Genomic DNA, 16613 nt, shown 5'->3' with positions numbered 1-16613 from the left:
ATCGATGGATGCGATGAGTCAGCCGCTGTTGTCGGTCGAGGACCTCTCGGTCGCATTCCATCAGCAGGGCCGCAGCTCGACCGCGGTCGACCACGTCTCGTTCGACATCCAGCGCGGCGAATGCGTCGCCCTGGTCGGCGAGTCCGGCTCGGGCAAATCGGTCAGCGCGCTGTCGGTGCTGAAGCTGCTGCCCTATCCCGTGGCTTCGCATCCCTCAGGCAGCATCCGCTTCAAGGGCCGCGACCTGCTGCCGCTGTCGGAAGGCGAGATGCGCGGCATCCGCGGCAGCGACATCTCCATCATTTTCCAGGAGCCGATGACCTCGCTCAATCCGCTGCACACGATCGAGCGGCAGATCGGCGAGATCCTGCATTTGCACCGGCCGATCTCCAACAGCGCGGCGCGTGCGCGCACGCTCGAGCTTCTGACCCAGGTCGGCATTCCCGAGCCGGAGACGGGGCTCGCCAGCTACCCGCATCAGCTCTCCGGCGGCCAGCGCCAGCGCGTCATGATCGCGATGGCGCTCGCCAACGAGCCGGATCTCTTGATCGCCGACGAGCCGACAACCGCGCTCGACGTCACCGTGCAGGCGCAGATCCTGGCGCTGCTCGCCGACATCCGCGCCCGCCTCGGCATGAGCCTCTTGTTCATCACGCATGATCTCGGCATCGTCCGCCGCATCGCCGAGCGGGTCTGCGTCATGAACGGCGGCAAGATCGTCGAGCAGGGCCCGGTCGAGCAGGTGTTCACCGCCCCGTCGCATCCCTACACCAAGGCGCTGCTCGCCGCCGAGCCGAAGCCGGACCCGGCGCCGCCGCGGCCCGATCAGCCGGTGGTGATGCAGGCCAGGGATCTGAAGGTCTGGTTTCCGATCAAGCGCGGCCTGTTCCGCTCCACCGTCGGCCACATCAAGGCGGTCGACGGCGTCAGCCTGGCCGTGCGCAAAGGCGAGACGCTCGGCGTGGTCGGCGAGTCCGGCTCCGGCAAGACCACGCTCGGCCTGGCGCTCCTGCGGCTGATCTCCTCCGACGGCCCGATCGTGTTTCTCGGCAGGGAGATCCAGGGCCTGTCGTTCAAGGACGTCCGCCCGTTCCGCCGGGACATGCAGATCGTGTTCCAGGACCCGTTCGGCGCGCTCAGCCCGCGCATGTCGGTCGGCGACATCATCGCCGAAGGACTCAGCGTGCATCAGCCCGGACTGACCGATGAGGCGCGCGAGGCCAAGGTCGTCAAGGCGCTCAAGGAGGTCGGCCTCGATCCCGAGACGCGCTTCCGCTACCCGCATGAATTCTCCGGCGGCCAGCGCCAGCGCATCTCGGTCGCCCGCGCCGTCGTGCTCGAGCCGAGCTTCGTCGTGCTCGACGAGCCGACCTCGGCGCTCGACATGCTGTTCCAGTCGCAGATGGTCGACCTCCTGCGCGAGCTGCAGCGCCGCCGCGAGCTGACCTACATGTTCATCTCGCACGATCTGCGCGTCGTCGCCGCGCTCGCCTCCCATCTGATCGTGATGCGCAACGGCAAGGTCGTGGAGGAGGGCCCAGCGGTCGAACTGTTCAAGGCCCCGAAGACCGACTACACCCGCGCGCTGTTCGCGGCGGCGTTCAGGAACGAGACGGCGGGGAATGGGACGGCGGCGCCGTAAACGATCACAGATATGGGCACCCGAGCAACCGCGAGACAATGCCGTCCAAGCTGGATCTCATCAGAGCTCTTCTGCTGTCCGAGTGGGACCCGATCGGCGTGTCCGGCTGCGAGGGCGCCGAGGACGAATATGATCGTTACGCTCTTCAGGTCTTCAAAATGCTTCAAGACGGTGCCGATGTTGCGTCGATCGCGAGCTATCTCACTGGTGTCGTCACAAACAGAATGTCACTCACGGGGCGTCCTGAAGTCGATCGTCGGATCGCTGCAAGGGTTTTGATGATCCATCGAAGTTAGAGCATGGGGCAGTGACGTGGAAACGCATCATGCCCTTTTGCCCCAACTTGCCGATGATGGCGGCGGAAGGCACGGCGGTCTCAGTCTCACCCTCCCCTGGAGGGGGAGGGTCGGCTCATGGGCGCGAAGCGCGTGTGAGCCGGGGTGGGGTGATCTCTCCACTCGCACCGGTGTCCACGGCTTCACCCCACGCCGCTCGCCCGCTTCGCGTTCGAGCGACCCTCCCCCTCCAGGGCAAGGCTATCGCATTTGACGATCGACGTGTTGCACCCGTCTCCCTCCACGTCGTCATGGCCGGGCTCCGTCCCGGCCATCCACGTCGTCCGGCATGCTGAGAACGACGTGGATGCCCGGGACGGAGCCCGGGCATGACGATGAGGGGCCAGTTTCGCGACAAATTCAGATTGGCCATATGCGATTGCCCTGCCCTCCCGGGGAGGGTAACAGCGGGGTGTCGACGCGATTTACTACGGCGTCAATCTGAACGACTATTTCGAGCGGGAGTTCACGGGCTGGAGCAACAAGCCCTGGCCTGCGAAGATCAAGCACATTCCGTTCTGGTCCGACCTCGTGGAGCGATTTGCGCACGACACGAACACGTCGTGATCCCGTCGATAGAGCTTCCCCCGCGCGAAAGCCCGCATTACTAATCGTTCAACTCGTGGCTTGCTGATGATTTGCCCGACGGGCAGCGTCTGCGAATGCCTGTCCAGCCCTAGGGGCAAAAATATTCCTGTTTCTTATTTACAGAAATCGTGCATACTCCGCTTCGTCCTGCCCCACGAGAGGGACGTACGCGTCGTCACGGATGTCGGGTGCGGGATGCGATGGCCGCGATGATGTTGCGTGTGCATGTGCGCACGGACGAACGGCGTCATGCGGGCGACGAAGTCGTGTGGTCCTGGCGCCCCGATGCTGGCGTCAAGGTTGCGGGTCGATGAGCCCGTAGCCGACAGGGGCAAAACAGCCGGTCCCTGGGGAGAGCACGTATAAGACGCAGCCCATCGCGCAGGGGAGGCCGGTCGTTCGGCCCGTACCTGTGGTGACTACCGCGTGCTTCTTGCACGCAACCACGGGTGCGATCGGCGCCCGGCCTTCCCTGCGCCCTCTCTTTGTTCGAGGGCGGATGAATGTTGCAGAGCTCGGGCCAGTGAGGCCGCGAGAGTGCTGACGCTCGTCCGCAGGCTGTTTGAGATGTGAATCGGATCAAGGTGCGTTGCTACTCGCAACGCGCGATTGCCCGCGCAGCTGTCGCGAAACTGTTGCTATCAGCACACTGCCCATGACTGCGCCCTCGCCCCTTGTGGGAGAGGGCATGTTCGGCGGATCTACGTACTCGGTTGGGTGAGGGGTATCTCTCCGCAATCGCGCTCGTAGATACAGACCCCTCACCCGACCGCGCTTGCAGCTCTGTCCTACATGCCCTCTCCCACGCGGGGAGAGGGCGCAGTCACTGGCACCGTAACCCGTTGCGCGGCCGGATGTCGACTTGATGAGTTGTCTTTGTCGCCGTCAGCAACAGGGCAGGCAGAGGCACTCACTCGGTGACGGCTCCGAGTTTGCCTATCCCGCGTGGTGCCCGCCGCTCCAACCGCGCGCGCATCTGCGATGGTGGGCACGTCACGATCGCGTCGCGATCGCGCCTTTGCCTACCCTACGAATCAAGCCGCTTGATTGCGAGCACCTCGCTGCCGCTCGCCTTGATGCGCGCGATGGCGTCCGTGATCAGCTCGATCTGGGTGGCCATATGGAACGCGTTGGCGTGCACTATGGTGTCGGCGTCACGCACGATGGCGACGTGGCCCTTCCAAAAGATGAGGTCGCCGCGCCGAAGCTGTGTTCGCTCGCTGTCGTCGAGGGCGTGGCCGAGCGCGGCCAGCTGCATGTCGCTGTCGCGCGGGCACGCGATGCCCGCGGCATTCAACGACAGCTGCACGAGACCGGAGCAGTCGACGCCGAGACTGCTCTTGCCGCCCCACAGATAGGGCGTGCCGACGAAGCGCTCGGCGACCGCGACGTAGTCGGGTTCGACATGATCGCGTGCCGCGACGTGCTGCCTCGGCACGAACCAGCCTTCAGGCGTGACGACGAAGCTCGCTTCCTCGCGGATCACCGCGATGGCCGCTCCCATCACCAGCGTGTCCACCGGCGGCAGCTTGATCGACGGCCCGGGAAACGCGAAGCTGCGCAGCGCGCTGATCCTGTGCGTCGGCAACGCAGCGGGCGGAGCCAGCGCGGCTTCCGGCAGCCAGCCGACATAATGATCGGCTTCGAGCTGGCCCCAGGCCCAGCCCTCGCCGTTGCGATCGTAGATCGTGACGCGCTCGCCCCTGAGCGCCTGCGTCGCCAGCTCGGCGCCGGAGAACGGCTGCAGGCGCAGCGGTGCGATGGAATCGACGACGACCAGCGTGTCGCCCTCGACGAAGCGCGCAGCCGTGACCTGGCCTTCGAGGTGTTTGGCCGCGATGTCGCCGCGCGCCGGCGTGATCCGCGGATCAGCCATAGCGTTCGCTCAGGAGCTTGTAGAGCGCCCGCGCGGCCTGGCACTCGCCGCCCTCGGGGCGGCCGGGCTTGGCCGACGGCGTCCAGGCGAAGATGTCGAGATGCAGCCAGCTCGTCGCAGGCTCGACGAAACGCTGCAGGAACAGCGCGCAGGTGATCGAGCCGGCGAAGCCGCCCGAGGGCGCGTTGTTGATGGTCGCGACCTTGGAGTCGAGCCATGAATCATAGGGCGCCCACAGCGGCATCCGCCACAGCGGATCGTTTTCGGCGGCGGCGCAGCGCGCGACGTCGGCGGCCAGCGCCTCATCCTGCGTATAGAACGGCGGCAAATCGGGGCCGAGTGCGACACGCGCCGCTCCCGTCAAGGTGCCCATGTCGATCAGCAGATCGGGCTTGTCCTCGCAGGCCAGCGCCAGCGCGTCGGCCAGCACCAGCCGGCCCTCGGCGTCGGTGTTGCCGATCTCGACGGTCGGGCCCTTGCGCGAGGGAAATACGTCCATCGGGCGGAAGGCATTGCCGGCGACCGCGTTCTCGACCGCCGGAATCAGCACGCGCAGCTGCAGCTCGAGCTTGGCATCCATCACCATCTGCGCCAGCGCCAGCACGTTGGCGGCGCCGCCCATGTCCTTTTTCATCAGCAGCATGCTGCTCGACGGCTTGAGGTCGAGCCCGCCGGTGTCGAAGCAGACGCCCTTGCCGACCAGCGTGACCTTGGGATGCGCAGCGTCGCCCCAGGTGAGCTCGATCAGCCGCGGTGCGCGGGTCGAGGCGCGGCCGACGGCGTGGATCAGCGGAAAATTCTGCTGCAGCAGATCATCGCCGACGATGCTGCTGAAGCGGGCGCCATAGCGGTCGGCGACCTGCTTCGCGGCGGCTTCCAGCTCCTCCGGACCCATGTCGTTGGACGGCGTGTTGACGAGATCGCGCGCCAGCGTGGCAGCCTCGGCCAGGCGGGTCAGCTCGGCGGCATCGACGCCGTCCGGCGGCACGAGGCGGACCTCCGGCGGCTCGGACGTGCGGTAGCGGCCGAAGCGGTAGCTGCCGAGGGCGAAGGCGAGCGCGGCGAGCCTGATATCATGCGGCGCATTGGCGAAGCGGTAGGTGCCGGCGGGCAGCAGGCCGGGCAGGGCGCCCGGCCGGAACAGATCACGGTGCCTGGCGTCGGCGTCCTCGATGCCGAACAGCACCTGCGCGATATGGCCGTCGGCGCCGGGCAGGACGAGGCAGCTGCCGGGCTTGGCCGCGTAGGCGTTGGCATCGGCGAAGTTGCGGGCCTCGACCGGCAGGCTCTCCCTGATTCCCGGCCATGTCGATTTCATCACGAAGGTGATCGGGATGGCGGACGACGAGGCGGTCTCGAAGATCGACGGCATGCCTAATGATTCCTTAAAGGGCGCGCGCTGCACCCAGACTTCGCAGAGTTCGACGGTCGCTGCAATCGCGCCGGCCGCGTGGCCCGCAATCCGCCGCAGCCGTGACGGCCGCGCCCGCATCCCGCCATTAACCGGCTGTTAGCGTTAACAGTTTATTGCTGGCGCATTCAATCCGCTCGTCTCCCCCGAGTCCACGTGACATGCGTCAGCAGCCTCCCATCAGCCGGCTCCTCGTCTCGGCCGCGCTCGCCGCTCTCCTTGCTGCCGGCCTCGGCGGTTGCCAGACCGTATCCGATGTCACGGGATCGCTGGGGAGCCGCGCCGAGCCGCCGCCCGCGACTCCGCAGCGTGCGGCAGAGGTCTATGGCGAGCGCTACCGCGCCAACCCCAAGGATCCCGCCATCGCGGTTGCCTATGGCCAGGCGCTGCGCAACAACGGCCAGCGCGAGCAGGCGGTCGCGGTGCTCGAGCAGGCGACGCTCGCCAATGCCGGCAACAAGACCGTACTCGCGGCCTATGGCCGGGCGCTCGCCGACAACGGCAATTTCAAGCTGGCCTTCGACGTGCTGGCGCGCGCGCACTCGCCCGACAATCCCGATTGGAAGCTGCTGTCGGTGCAGGGCACCGTGCTCGACCAGATGGGCCGCCACGACGAAGCGCGGCGCTACTACGAGAGCGCGCTGAAGATCATGCCGGGCGAGCCCTCGGTGCTGTCCAATCTCGGCCTGTCCTACATGCTGACGCGCGAGCTGCCGAAGGCGGAAGATGCGCTGCGCCAGGCCTATGGCTCGCAGCGCGCGGATGCGCGCGTGCGCCAGAACCTCGCGCTCGTCATCGGTCTGCAGGGCCGTTTCGCAGAGGCCGAGCAGATCGCGCGCGCCGATCTGCCGCCCGACGAGGCGGCGGCCAACGTCGCCTATCTGAAGCAGATGATCCAGGGCCAGACCCAGGGCAAAGGCAAGGCGCGCAATTCGACGCCGATGGCGGCGTTGAACCAGCCGGACTGACGACCCCGGGCTATCGCGTCGCGGCCTCCAGCAGGCGGCGGCAGGTGTCGACGAACACGTCGGCCCCGGTGACGATGTCGGCGTCGGCGGTGTTTTCGGTCCAGTGATGGCTGATGCCGCCGATCGACGGCACGAACAGCATCCCCGCAGGCATGATGGTGGCCAGCACCTGCGCGTCGTGACCGGCGCCGCTCGGCATCCGCAGCGACTTGCCGGCGGCCAGCGCGCCGCTGGCGGCCTCGATCGCATCCTGGAACGTGCCGTCCATCATCGCCGGCGCGCCGGTGCGGATGCGCTCGACGGCGACCGCGCACGGCCCCGCGGCAGTGGCCTCCTCCGCCATGCTCCGCAGCAGCTGTTCGAGCCGATCGACCACGGCAGCATTGTCGTCGCGGATCTGGAACAGCATCTCGGCCAGGCCGGGGATGATGCTGGGCGCGCCGGGGTCGAGCGTGATGCGGCCCGTGGTCCACACCGTGCGCGGGCCGCAGGCGGCCGGAAAGCGGGTGTCGATCGCGACGCAGAATCTGGCGAGCGCGAGCCCGGCATCCTTGCGCACCGCCATCCGCGTCGTGCCGGCGTGATTCTGCTCGCCGGTGAAGATGATGCGGTACTGCCAGATGCCGACGATCGAGGTGACGACGCCGACCTTGAGCTCGCCCTTCTCAAGCGTGTCGCCCTGCTCGATATGGGCTTCGAGATAGCCGATGTGCCGGCCACGCGGGGCCTGCAGGCGCGGACGGCCGGTGAGGCCCATCTCGGCCAGCGCCTCGCGCATCGTGCGCGGGCTGCTGCGGTCGCGGGCGGCATCGATATCGGCCTCGCTGACATCGCCGACGTAGGAGCGGCTGCCGAGGAAGGCCCCGAAATGACCTTCCTCGTCGCACCAGGAGGCGACCTCCACTGCACCGGCGATCGACGGGTCGGGGTTGAGCACGCGCGCCGCCTCGAGCGCGTAGATGACGCCGAGCGGGCCGTCGAGCCAGCCGGCCTGATTCTGGCTCTCCAGATGCGAGCCGGCGAGCAGCTTCGGCCCCGGCTTTGCGCTCGTGCCCAGCACGTTGCCGATGCCGTCGATCTCAGGCGTGAGCTGGGCGTCGGGCAGCCGCTCGGCGAGCCAACTCAGGGAGTGACGGTGCGCTTCGGAGAAGGTCGGGCGGTGGACGCCGGTCTTGTAGGTGCCGAAGGCGCGCAGCGCGTTGAGATCGGCGAGGACACGGGCGCCGTCGGCGCGGCTGGGCTTGTCGGACATCAGGCGGAGACCTCGATCATGCTCCGCCTAGCTTCCAGGGTAGCGCCGCAACCGCAAGCGACATTTCGCGATGGGCGCTAGCGGCTACTGCATGGCGGCGACCTTGATGCCGGTCGGTCCCAGAATGACCACGAACAGCACCGGCAGGAAGAACAGGATCATCGGCACCGTCAGCTTCGGCGGCAGCGCCGCGGCCTTTTTCTCGGCCTCGTTCATGCGCATGTCGCGATTTTCCTGCGCCATCACGCGCAGCGACTGCCCGAGCGGGGTGCCGTAGCGCTCGGATTGCTGGAGCGCGAGGCAGACCGACTTCACGCCTTCGAGGCCGGTGCGGCGGGCGAGGTTCTCATAGGCGACCTTGCGGTCCTGGAGGTAGGAGAGCTCCGCCGTGGTCAGCGTGAACTCCTCCGACAGCGCGATGGACTGGCTCGCGATTTCGATCGAGACCCTGCGGAACGCGGCCTCGATCGACATGCCGGACTCGATACAGATCAGCAGCAGGTCCAGCGCATCGGGGAAGGCGCGCTTGATCGACAATTGGCGCTTGGAGATCGCGTTGCTGAGGAACAGCATCGGTGCCTGCAGGCCGAGATAGGCCATGCCGACGCAGATGCCGATCTTGACCGGCAGCGATTTCTGCAGATTGGCGATCACGAACACGTACAGCACGGAGCCGACGAACAGCACGACGGGCGTCACCAGCCGTCCGAACAGGAAGGTGATGTAGGGCGCCTGGCCGCGATAGCCGGCCATGATCAGCTTGTCGCGCGCGGCTTCCTGGGCCAGCCATTTGGTGAGGTTGAAATCGTCCACCACCTTGGCGACGAGCTGCTTCGGCGTCTGCCGCAGCGAGACCTTCTCGCCAGCATTCATCCGCTCGCGCTCGCGCTGCTTGATCCGCTCGCGCTCGCTGGCGACCGCCTTCATGCGCTTGTTGAGATTTTCGCCCGCGAACAGCGGCATGATCAGCGTGTAGACGGTGGCGCTCGCCGCGATGGCGGCGAAGAACATCGTCATGAAGTGCGGATCGTGCAGCTTGGTGATCAGAAAGTCGACCATGGTCCGCCTTTAGAAATCGAAGTTGATCATCTTCTTCATGACCATGATGCCCATCGACATCCAGACCACGCAGCCGACCAGCATCAGCTGGCCGGTCGGATGGGTCCAGAGCAGCGAGATGTAGTCGGGCGTGCTCAGGTAGACCAGCAGCATCACGATCGGCGGCAGCGATCCGATGATGCCCGCCGACGCCTTGGCTTCCATCGACATCGCCTGGATCTTCTCGGCCATCTTCTTGCGGTCGCGCAGCACCTTGGAGAGGTTGCCCAGCGCCTCGGAGAGGTTGCCGCCCGATTTCTGCTGGATGGCGATGACGATGCCGAAGAAGTTGGCTTCCGGCAGCGGCATTCGCTCATACAGCCGCGCGCACGCTTCGCCCAGCGGCATGCCGATCGCCTGGGTCTCGATGATTGCCAGGAACTCGCTGCGCAGCGGCTCGGGCGAATCGGCGGCGACGACCTTGATCGATTCGAACAGCGGCAGGCCGGCCTTGATGCCGCGCACGATGACGTCGACCGCGTCGGGCAGCGCCGCCAGGAATTTCTTCTCGCGCCGTTTCTTCAGGAACCCCAAAATCCAGCGCGGCAAACCCAGGCCCGCAGCGAAGCCGAGGCCGAGCGCGCCGATCGGGCCGCCGCCGGCCAGGAACGCGACCGCGCAGACCGCGAAGCCGAGGATGCCGGAGACGATCCAGAATTTCTGCACGGTCCAGTCGAGCCCGGCCTGCGAGATCCGCATGTTCAGCGGCACCTTGCTCTGTTTCTGCGCCTTGGCTTCGAGATCCTTCAGCGAGGACTCGACCTGCTCGCGGCGCGACCGCTGACTGCGTTCGGCCTGGCGGACCACCGGCTCCGATTTGGCGACGGTGCTGCGCCGCTGCTCGGCCTTCCGCTCGCCCGACAGCATCGGATAGAGAAACACCCACGCGATGCCGCCGATGGCGGTCGCGGCGAGAAAGGCGAGGGCGAGAGCCTGAAGCTTCATGGGGGCGCTCCTCAGTCCTTGCTTGCGACTTCGGCCGCATCGAGCGCCGCCGCCAGCCGCTTCTCTTCGCCGTAATAGCGCGCGCGCTCCCAGAAGCGCGGGCGGCCGATGCCGGTCGAGCGATGCCGGCCGATGATCTTGCCGTTGGCGTCCTCGCCGATCATGTCGTACAGGAAGATGTCCTGGGTGATGATGGTATCGCCTTCCATGCCCATCACCTCGGTGACGTGCGTGATGCGGCGCGAGCCGTCGCGCAGGCGCGCCGCCTGGACGATGACGTCGATCGAGGCGCAGATCATCTCGCGGATGGTGCGCGACGGCAGCGAGAAGCCGCCCATCGTGATCATGGATTCGCAGCGTGACAGCGCCTCGCGCGGGTTGTTGGCGTGCAACGTGCCCATCGAGCCGTCGTGACCCGTGTTCATGGCCTGCAGCAGGTCGAACGCCTCGGGTCCGCGGACCTCGCCGACGATGATGCGTTCGGGGCGCATACGCAGGCAGTTTCTCACCAGCTCGCGCATCGTGACCTGGCCTTCGCCCTCGATGTTGGGCGGACGGGTTTCCAGGCGCACCACATGCGGCTGCTGCAGCTGGAGCTCGGCCGCGTCCTCGCAGGTGATGACGCGCTCGTCGTGATCGATATAGTTGGTCAGACAGTTCAGCAACGTCGTCTTGCCCGAGCCGGTACCGCCGGAGATCAGCACGTTGCAGCGGACGCGTCCGATGATCTGCAGGATCTCCGCGCCCTCCGGCGAGATCGCGCCGAACTTGACCAGCTGGTCGAGCGTCAGCTTGTCCTTCTTGAACTTACGAATGGTGAGCGCGGGGCCATCGATCGCCAGCGGCGGCACGATGGCGTTGACGCGGGAGCCGTCGGCGAGGCGGGCGTCGCAGATCGGCGAGGATTCGTCGACGCGGCGGCCGACCTGGCTGACGATGCGCTGGCAGATGTTCAGCAATTGCTGATTGTCGCGGAAGCGGATGCCGGTGCGCTGGATCTTGCCGTTGACTTCGATGAAGACCGTGCCGGCGCCGTTGACCATGATGTCGGCGATGTCGTCGCGCGACAGCAGCGGCTCGAGCGGACCGTAACCGAGCACGTCGTTGCAGATGTCGTCGAGCAGTTCCTCCTGCTCGGCGATCGACATCACGATGTTCTTGATCGCGATGATCTCGTTGACGATGTCGCGGATTTCCTCGCGCGCCGACTCGCCGTCGAGCTTGGCCAGCTGGGCGAGATCGATCGCCTCGATCAGCGCGCCGAAGATCGTCGCCTTGACCTGATAATAGTTGTCCGAACGCCGGGTCTCCACCACCGGCGGAGGCGGCGGCGGAGCCTGCCGCGTCGGTGCCAGAGGCGGCGACGGCACGGCCGGTGAAGCCGCGCGCGGCGCAGCCGGCGCAGGCTCAGATGCCGGCGCGGCCGGCCTGTGAGCCCTGGTATCGTTGTCCAATCCGCTACGCTTACCAAACACGACTTAGAACTCCCCTCGGGCTCACTTCGCCCTCAGCTTGTCGAGCAGAGGCGACAGGAAGGAGCCTTTCGGCTTCTTGGTCTCGCTGCGGCCGGTGAGCCGCTGGGCGATCTGGAGAAACATCTCGGTGGTCCGGTGATTGGGAGACATCTCCGCAATCATCTGACCGTTGTTGGCGGCCGCGCCGAAGATCTGCGGCTCGAACGGGATCGTCACGATCGGCGGGCTTTCGATCGCCTTGGCAAATTCGCTCGCGTTGATCTCCGGTCGCTTGGGCACGCCGACCTGGTTCAGACAGTAGAGCGGCGTGCGATCGTTCGGCCGTGCGGCCTTGAGCAGATCGAACATGTTCTTGGTGTTGCGCAGCGAGGCGAGATCCGGTGCCGCGACGATCAGGATGTCGTCGGCGCTGATCAGGGCCCGCTTGGTCCAGCCCGACCATTGGTGCGGAACGTCGAGCACGATGCACGGCATCGAGGCCCGCAGCGTGTCGAAGACCGCGTCGAACGCTTCGACGCCGAAATCGTAGACCCGGTCGAGCGTCGCCGGCGCGGCCAGAAGGCTCAAATGATCGGTGCATTTCGACAGCAGTCGATCCATGAACGCGATGTCGATGCGATCCGGCGAGAACACCGCGTCGGCGATGCCCTGTGCCGGGTCCTGGTTGTAGTCGAGACCGGCGGTGCCGAAGGCGAGATCGAGATCGGCGACGACCGAATCCATCGCCAGGTCGCGGGCGATCGCCCAGGCGATGTTGTGGGCGACGGTCGACGCGCCGGAGCCGCCCTTGGCGCCGACGACGGCGATGATGCGGCCGACGGCCTTGGCCTCCGGAGCCGAGAACAGGTTGCAGATCGAGCGGACGACGTCGATCGGCGTCACCGGGGACAGCACATAGTCGCTGACGCCGCGGCGGACGAGTTCGCGATACAGCGTAACGTCGTTGACGCGACCTACCACGACGACACGGGTGCCGGGATCGCAGACCGTGGCGAGCTGATCGAGGCCGGCCAGGATGTCCGTGCGCGTGTCGGTCTCCAGGATGATCACGTTCGGCGTCGGGGCCGATCGATAGGCTTCGATCGCCGCAGCCATGCCGCCCATCTGGACCTTCAGATGCGCCTTGCCGAGGCGCCGGTCCTCGCCGGCGGCTTGCACCATGGCAGCGGTTTCCACCGTCTCGCAGAACGCCTGCACCGAGACACGCGGCGCGGGCGCGATGTGATCGTCGGCCGGCGGCGGCACGACTTCGGGCTGCTCCTCTGGAGTCTGTCGGGCGTAGCTGATCATTTGCCTGTGTCGCTGAGTTTGGCCTTGTCGGCTTCGGGATACGTGACCGCGGTTGACGCTCCCTTGCGATATTTATCGAAAAACGCGGTGCGCCGGGGGGTGTAGGACGGGGTTTCGGATCGGGGCTGCACGAGATCGGCCGGGTTGTCGACCATCGCCGCCATGTTGCGCTGGTAGGCGCAGCCGTAGTTCCAATCAGGTTTGTTGTCGAACCAGTTCTTGTTCTTGATCGAGGGTCCGAGATCGTCCGGCCAGATGCCGCATGGACCTGCAGTGGCCGACAGCTTCGGATAGCTCAGCCGGATCGCAGCCATCTGGCGCGGATCCTTCGGCTGATAGTTGCGCACCGTGAGGCCTTGGGGCGGAACGCCTGCAGCCGCGAACAGCGATTGAATCTCGCGCATCGAGTCGGCGGCCGCCCTGGCGTTCGGCGTGCCGCTCGGGACATCGGCGCTGATCGCACCGGTGCCTTGACGCGCCCAGCTGTGCGCCAGTCCCATGACTTCGGCACGCTGCTCGGCGGTCAGGCCGCCGCGGCCCTGGCCGACGAAGACGACGAGGGAGTCCGGTGCTTCCTGGACCGCGATCGGGTGGCGCAGCCGGTAATCGTCGGGGATGCTGGCCGTGATCTCCGGATCTCTGCGGAAGTTGCAGGCGCCGAGCAGGACTGCGGTGCAGGCCAGAGCGGCGGCAAGTTGCAACTTGCGGTATCGAGCGGGGCTGGGGGTCGTGGTCATGGCTGCAAGTCCTTGGTCCCTGCTCAATCCGTGATGAAGCCGTAGGTGCCGCGATAGTTGCGTCCCGGTTCGGTCCGGCCCGGCACGCCGTAGATGCGGTTGATGCTGCCCAACAGATCGGCCTGCGGATCAGAGGCCGCAGCGAAGCCGTCATCGGGGCGGGAAAGATCCTTCTGCGCGACCGCGCGCACCACGAAGGGCGTCACCAGCACCATCAGTTCGGTCTGGTTGTTGACGTAGTCGCGGCTGCGGAACAGGGCGCCGAGCACGGGCAGCTGCATCAGCCCGGGCATGCCGCTGATCGCCATCTTGGTCTGCTGCTGGATCAGGCCGGCCATGGCCATCGCCCCGCCCGAGGGGATCTCAAGTGTCGTCTCGGCGCGACGGGTCTTGATCGACGGCACCGTCAGGGAGTTCGTGGTCGTGGAGCTCACGGCCTGGGAGAGCGTGATCGCATTCTCGTTGGAGAGCTCCGAGACCTCGGTCATCACCCGCATCGAGATGCGGCCTTCGCTGAGCACGACGGGCGTGAAGTTGAGCGAGATGCCGAATTTCTTGAAGCTGATTTGCGTCGTACAGACATGGGTCGTCGGATCGCAGGAGTAGCCGGCTGGAACCGGAAACTCGCCGCCAGCGATGAAGGTCGCGGACTCGCCGGAAATGGCGGTCAGATTCGGCTCGGCAAGGGTGCGGATCACGCCCGCGTTCTCCATCGCCCGGAGCGTGGCCTGCACCGACGGAGTCGATCCGAAGGCCGCGCTGACGGCATTGTTGGAGACGAGGTTGCTGCCATAGGCGGTGAACGGGTTGGAGTTGGCGAACTTGACGACGGCGGTGCCGTAGTTGAGCTGGCCGGAGAGATCGATGCCGAGCTGCTTGACGATCGAGCGCTGCACTTCGGCGACCGTCACCTTCAGCATGACCTGGTCGCGGCCGCGCACGGTGATCGAATTCACGACCTTGTCGGCGCCGCCGGCGAGGCGAGCGGCCAGTTCACCGGCCTGCTGGGCCTCCATCTGGCTCGACGCCGAGCCGGTCAGCACGACGCCGTCGCCGAGGCCTTCGATCTGGATTTCGGCGTTCGGCAGCAATTGCTTCAGCGCGGCGCGCGCGCCGTTCAGATCGCGCTTGACCGCGATGTCGTAGGCCGCGATCTGCTGGCCCTGCGCATCGAAGAAGACGATATTGGTCTGGCCGACAGCGGCGCCGATGATGTAGGCTCGCTGCGAGGATCGCACCACGGCGTTGGCGATCTTGGGATCGGCGACGAGAACGTCCTTGATGTCGCGCGGCAGGTCGATGACCACGGACTTGCCGATGCCGAGTGCGAGGAAGCGCGCGTTGATCTGGCCGTCGGTGGCGGCCGTTGCGGCCGCAGGGCGGTAGTCCGCCGCGATCACGGGGGCGAGCGCAGGATTCAACGTCAGCGCAGCGGCGGCCGAAAACGACAGCGCGCGGACCATCGGGGTCCAACGTCTCCGCTGATTTTCGCTGCAGGTCATCTTGGTGGTCCTCTCGGTCACTTCTGCGTCGTCATCGTGCTGGGAATGCCGAAGCGAACCACGGCGACGCTGTCGCTGCGCTTGCGGCTGTTCTCGTCCGGACGCGTCTCGGCCATGTGGATGTCGGCGATGCTGCGGAGCGCCAGCGACAGTGTTCCGGTCTGCCGGGCACGCGCGAGCGTCTCGGCCTGTTCCGGCTTCAGCTCCAGCGTCACCGTCTTGCCGACCACCGTGGTCTGGCCGTCCTTTTCCTTCGGAGCCTGATCGATTGCCAGCACGCGGATGTTCGACAGGATGATGTCGGAACTGACGACGTCGCCGGCGTTGGGCTGATCCGGATTGCGCTCGCGCTTGGACAGGATCACGTCGACGCGGTCGTTCGGCAGGATGAACCCGCCAGCGCCCGTCTCCGGCGAGATTTCGGTCGAGATGGCGCGCATGCCGGCAGGCAGGATCGCCGCCATGAACCCAGAGCCGTCGGACTTGACCAGCTTCTGCTCGCGGATCGGTTCGCCGGCAATGAACGGTGCGCGTGCGATCGTGCCGGTCACCTCGTTGTGGCCTTCCGGCCGCTCGCTGCGACGTATGAAGCTCGAGCTCGCCGTCGCCGCCGGCCAGCTCTGCCATTGCAGGTGTTCGGGCTTGAGCGACTGGCCGAGGCCGATGTCGGCTTTGGCGACGAGGACGTCGACGGTCGGCACCTGCGGCGCCGGGGCGGCAACCTGAGCCGGCCGGTCGTCGGACCCGCTCGCCAGATATGCGGCGATGCCGCCAGCGCCCACAGCGATGGTCAGAACCACAATCCGTGCGGTATTCATACGCTTCACTTTCCACATTACGCCGCGACGCTTGCGCCGCCGTGATGGGAGTTGAGCAGTTATTCGTCAAAGCATGGTTAATGAGGCGTATCTAAATCGCCTTAACACCGCGTTCACACGGGGTTATCAGCTCAGCGCGAGGCGCGCGGCGTCGATCGCCTTCACCCACTCGGTTTCCGGATAGACCATCAATGCGCCCAGCGCGAGCGCGATGCCGTAGGGAACGCCGCTGTCCTTGGCGTGAAGGCGTGCAAGCCAGGGTTGCCCTGCAAGCATGTAGGGCAGGGGCCATTGCCGGAATTGCATCAGCGCGAGGGTGAGCACCCCGCCGAAGATCGAGGCGTAAAGCAGGTAGTTCATCAGGTGGGCGAAGCCGAACCACAAGGCGGCGGCCGACGCGACCTTGGCATCGCCGCCGCCAATCCAGCCGAATGCGAAGCAGGCAAAAGCGATCACCAGCAGCAACGCACCGGCCCCGAGATGCATCAGCATGTCGGCCATGCTCATTCCGCTCAGCGGCGCCAGCACCAGGAAGCCGGCGACGAGCGCCATCGAGACACGATTTGAAATGGTCATCGTGAACAGGTCGCTCGCCGCGGCGAAGGCCATCAGGGCCGGAAACAGCAGCAGGCGCGCGAGATCGAGGGTCATGAGCTCTCAACGGCATCGAAGCGGC

At 66.3% G+C, this 16613-nt stretch carries 14 protein-coding genes; 3 read left to right on the top strand and 11 right to left on the bottom strand.

The genetic code is table 11. The features are described 5' to 3' along the window. Window positions 1-4 precede the first annotated feature (4 nt). Together ACQR1B_RS08920 and ACQR1B_RS08915 are read left to right on the top strand one after the other, a co-directional pair. Window positions 5-1642, top strand: a complete 1638-nt coding sequence (locus ACQR1B_RS08920; protein ID WP_434832233.1) for an ABC transporter ATP-binding protein — start codon at window positions 5-7, stop codon at window positions 1640-1642. A 38-nt stretch (window positions 1643-1680) separates the two neighbouring features. Beyond that, window positions 1681-1938: a hypothetical protein gene (locus tag ACQR1B_RS08915; protein ID WP_434832232.1), complete on the top strand. Its 258-nt coding sequence runs from the start codon at window positions 1681-1683 to the stop codon at window positions 1936-1938. A 1654-nt stretch (window positions 1939-3592) separates the two neighbouring features. On the opposite strand, the gene ACQR1B_RS08910 is transcribed toward ACQR1B_RS08915, so the two are convergent. Next, a complete protein-coding gene (locus ACQR1B_RS08910; RefSeq protein ID WP_434832231.1) occupies window positions 3593-4441 on the bottom strand; it encodes an NlpC/P60 family protein in 849 nt (282 codons plus the stop codon). Next, a complete protein-coding gene (locus ACQR1B_RS08905; protein WP_434832230.1) occupies window positions 4434-5813 on the bottom strand; it encodes a leucyl aminopeptidase family protein in 1380 nt (459 codons plus the stop codon). Before ACQR1B_RS08905 ends, ACQR1B_RS08910 begins: the two co-directional genes overlap by 8 nt. Before the next feature lie 200 nt (window positions 5814-6013). Here ACQR1B_RS08905 and ACQR1B_RS08900 point away from each other — a divergent pair, with 200 nt between their 5' ends. Then, window positions 6014-6820: a tetratricopeptide repeat protein gene (locus ACQR1B_RS08900; RefSeq protein WP_434832229.1), complete on the top strand. Its 807-nt coding sequence runs from the start codon at window positions 6014-6016 to the stop codon at window positions 6818-6820. 10 nt (window positions 6821-6830) lie between these two features. Here the strand turns inward: ACQR1B_RS08900 and ACQR1B_RS08895 are convergent, their stop codons facing one another. From ACQR1B_RS08895 to ACQR1B_RS08855, 9 genes are all read right to left on the bottom strand, one after another. Beyond that, window positions 6831-8072 carry a Zn-dependent hydrolase gene (locus tag ACQR1B_RS08895; RefSeq protein ID WP_434832228.1) on the bottom strand — a complete coding sequence of 414 codons (1242 nt, stop codon included), beginning with the start codon at window positions 8070-8072 and terminating at the stop codon, window positions 6831-6833. Between the two features lie 84 nt (window positions 8073-8156). Further along, a complete protein-coding gene (locus ACQR1B_RS08890; RefSeq protein WP_434832227.1) occupies window positions 8157-9131 on the bottom strand; it encodes a type II secretion system F family protein in 975 nt (324 codons plus the stop codon). Between the two features lie 9 nt (window positions 9132-9140). Next, window positions 9141-10115, bottom strand: a complete 975-nt coding sequence (locus ACQR1B_RS08885) for a type II secretion system F family protein (RefSeq protein WP_434832226.1) — start codon at window positions 10113-10115, stop codon at window positions 9141-9143. An 11-nt stretch (window positions 10116-10126) separates the two neighbouring features. Further along, a complete protein-coding gene (locus ACQR1B_RS08880) occupies window positions 10127-11590 on the bottom strand; it encodes a CpaF family protein (RefSeq protein ID WP_434832225.1) in 1464 nt (487 codons plus the stop codon). A 21-nt stretch (window positions 11591-11611) separates the two neighbouring features. Then, window positions 11612-12880: an AAA family ATPase gene (locus ACQR1B_RS08875; RefSeq protein WP_434832224.1), complete on the bottom strand. Its 1269-nt coding sequence runs from the start codon at window positions 12878-12880 to the stop codon at window positions 11612-11614. After that, window positions 12877-13617: a CpaD family pilus assembly protein gene (locus ACQR1B_RS08870; protein WP_434832223.1), complete on the bottom strand. Its 741-nt coding sequence runs from the start codon at window positions 13615-13617 to the stop codon at window positions 12877-12879. The genes ACQR1B_RS08875 and ACQR1B_RS08870 overlap by 4 nt, the downstream gene beginning before the upstream one ends. Before the next feature lie 23 nt (window positions 13618-13640). Beyond that, entirely contained in the window at window positions 13641-15119 is a 1479-nt protein-coding gene (locus tag ACQR1B_RS08865) for a type II and III secretion system protein family protein (protein WP_434832222.1), read from the bottom strand. A gap of 17 nt (window positions 15120-15136) precedes the next feature. Then, the gene (gene cpaB / locus ACQR1B_RS08860; protein WP_434832221.1) at window positions 15137-15937 is read right to left on the bottom strand and encodes a Flp pilus assembly protein CpaB; all 801 of its coding nucleotides are present in this window, start codon (window positions 15935-15937) and stop codon (window positions 15137-15139) included. A 126-nt stretch (window positions 15938-16063) separates the two neighbouring features. Beyond that, entirely contained in the window at window positions 16064-16588 is a 525-nt protein-coding gene (locus ACQR1B_RS08855) for an A24 family peptidase (RefSeq protein WP_434832220.1), read from the bottom strand. Window positions 16589-16613 lie beyond the last annotated feature (25 nt).

The organism is Bradyrhizobium oligotrophicum (genome assembly GCF_051168495.1).
Lineage (GTDB): Bacteria > Pseudomonadota > Alphaproteobacteria > Rhizobiales > Xanthobacteraceae > Bradyrhizobium > Bradyrhizobium oligotrophicum_A.
The sequence above is the reverse complement of the archived record's forward strand: the minus strand, read 5'-3'. Positions and strand labels throughout refer to the sequence as shown.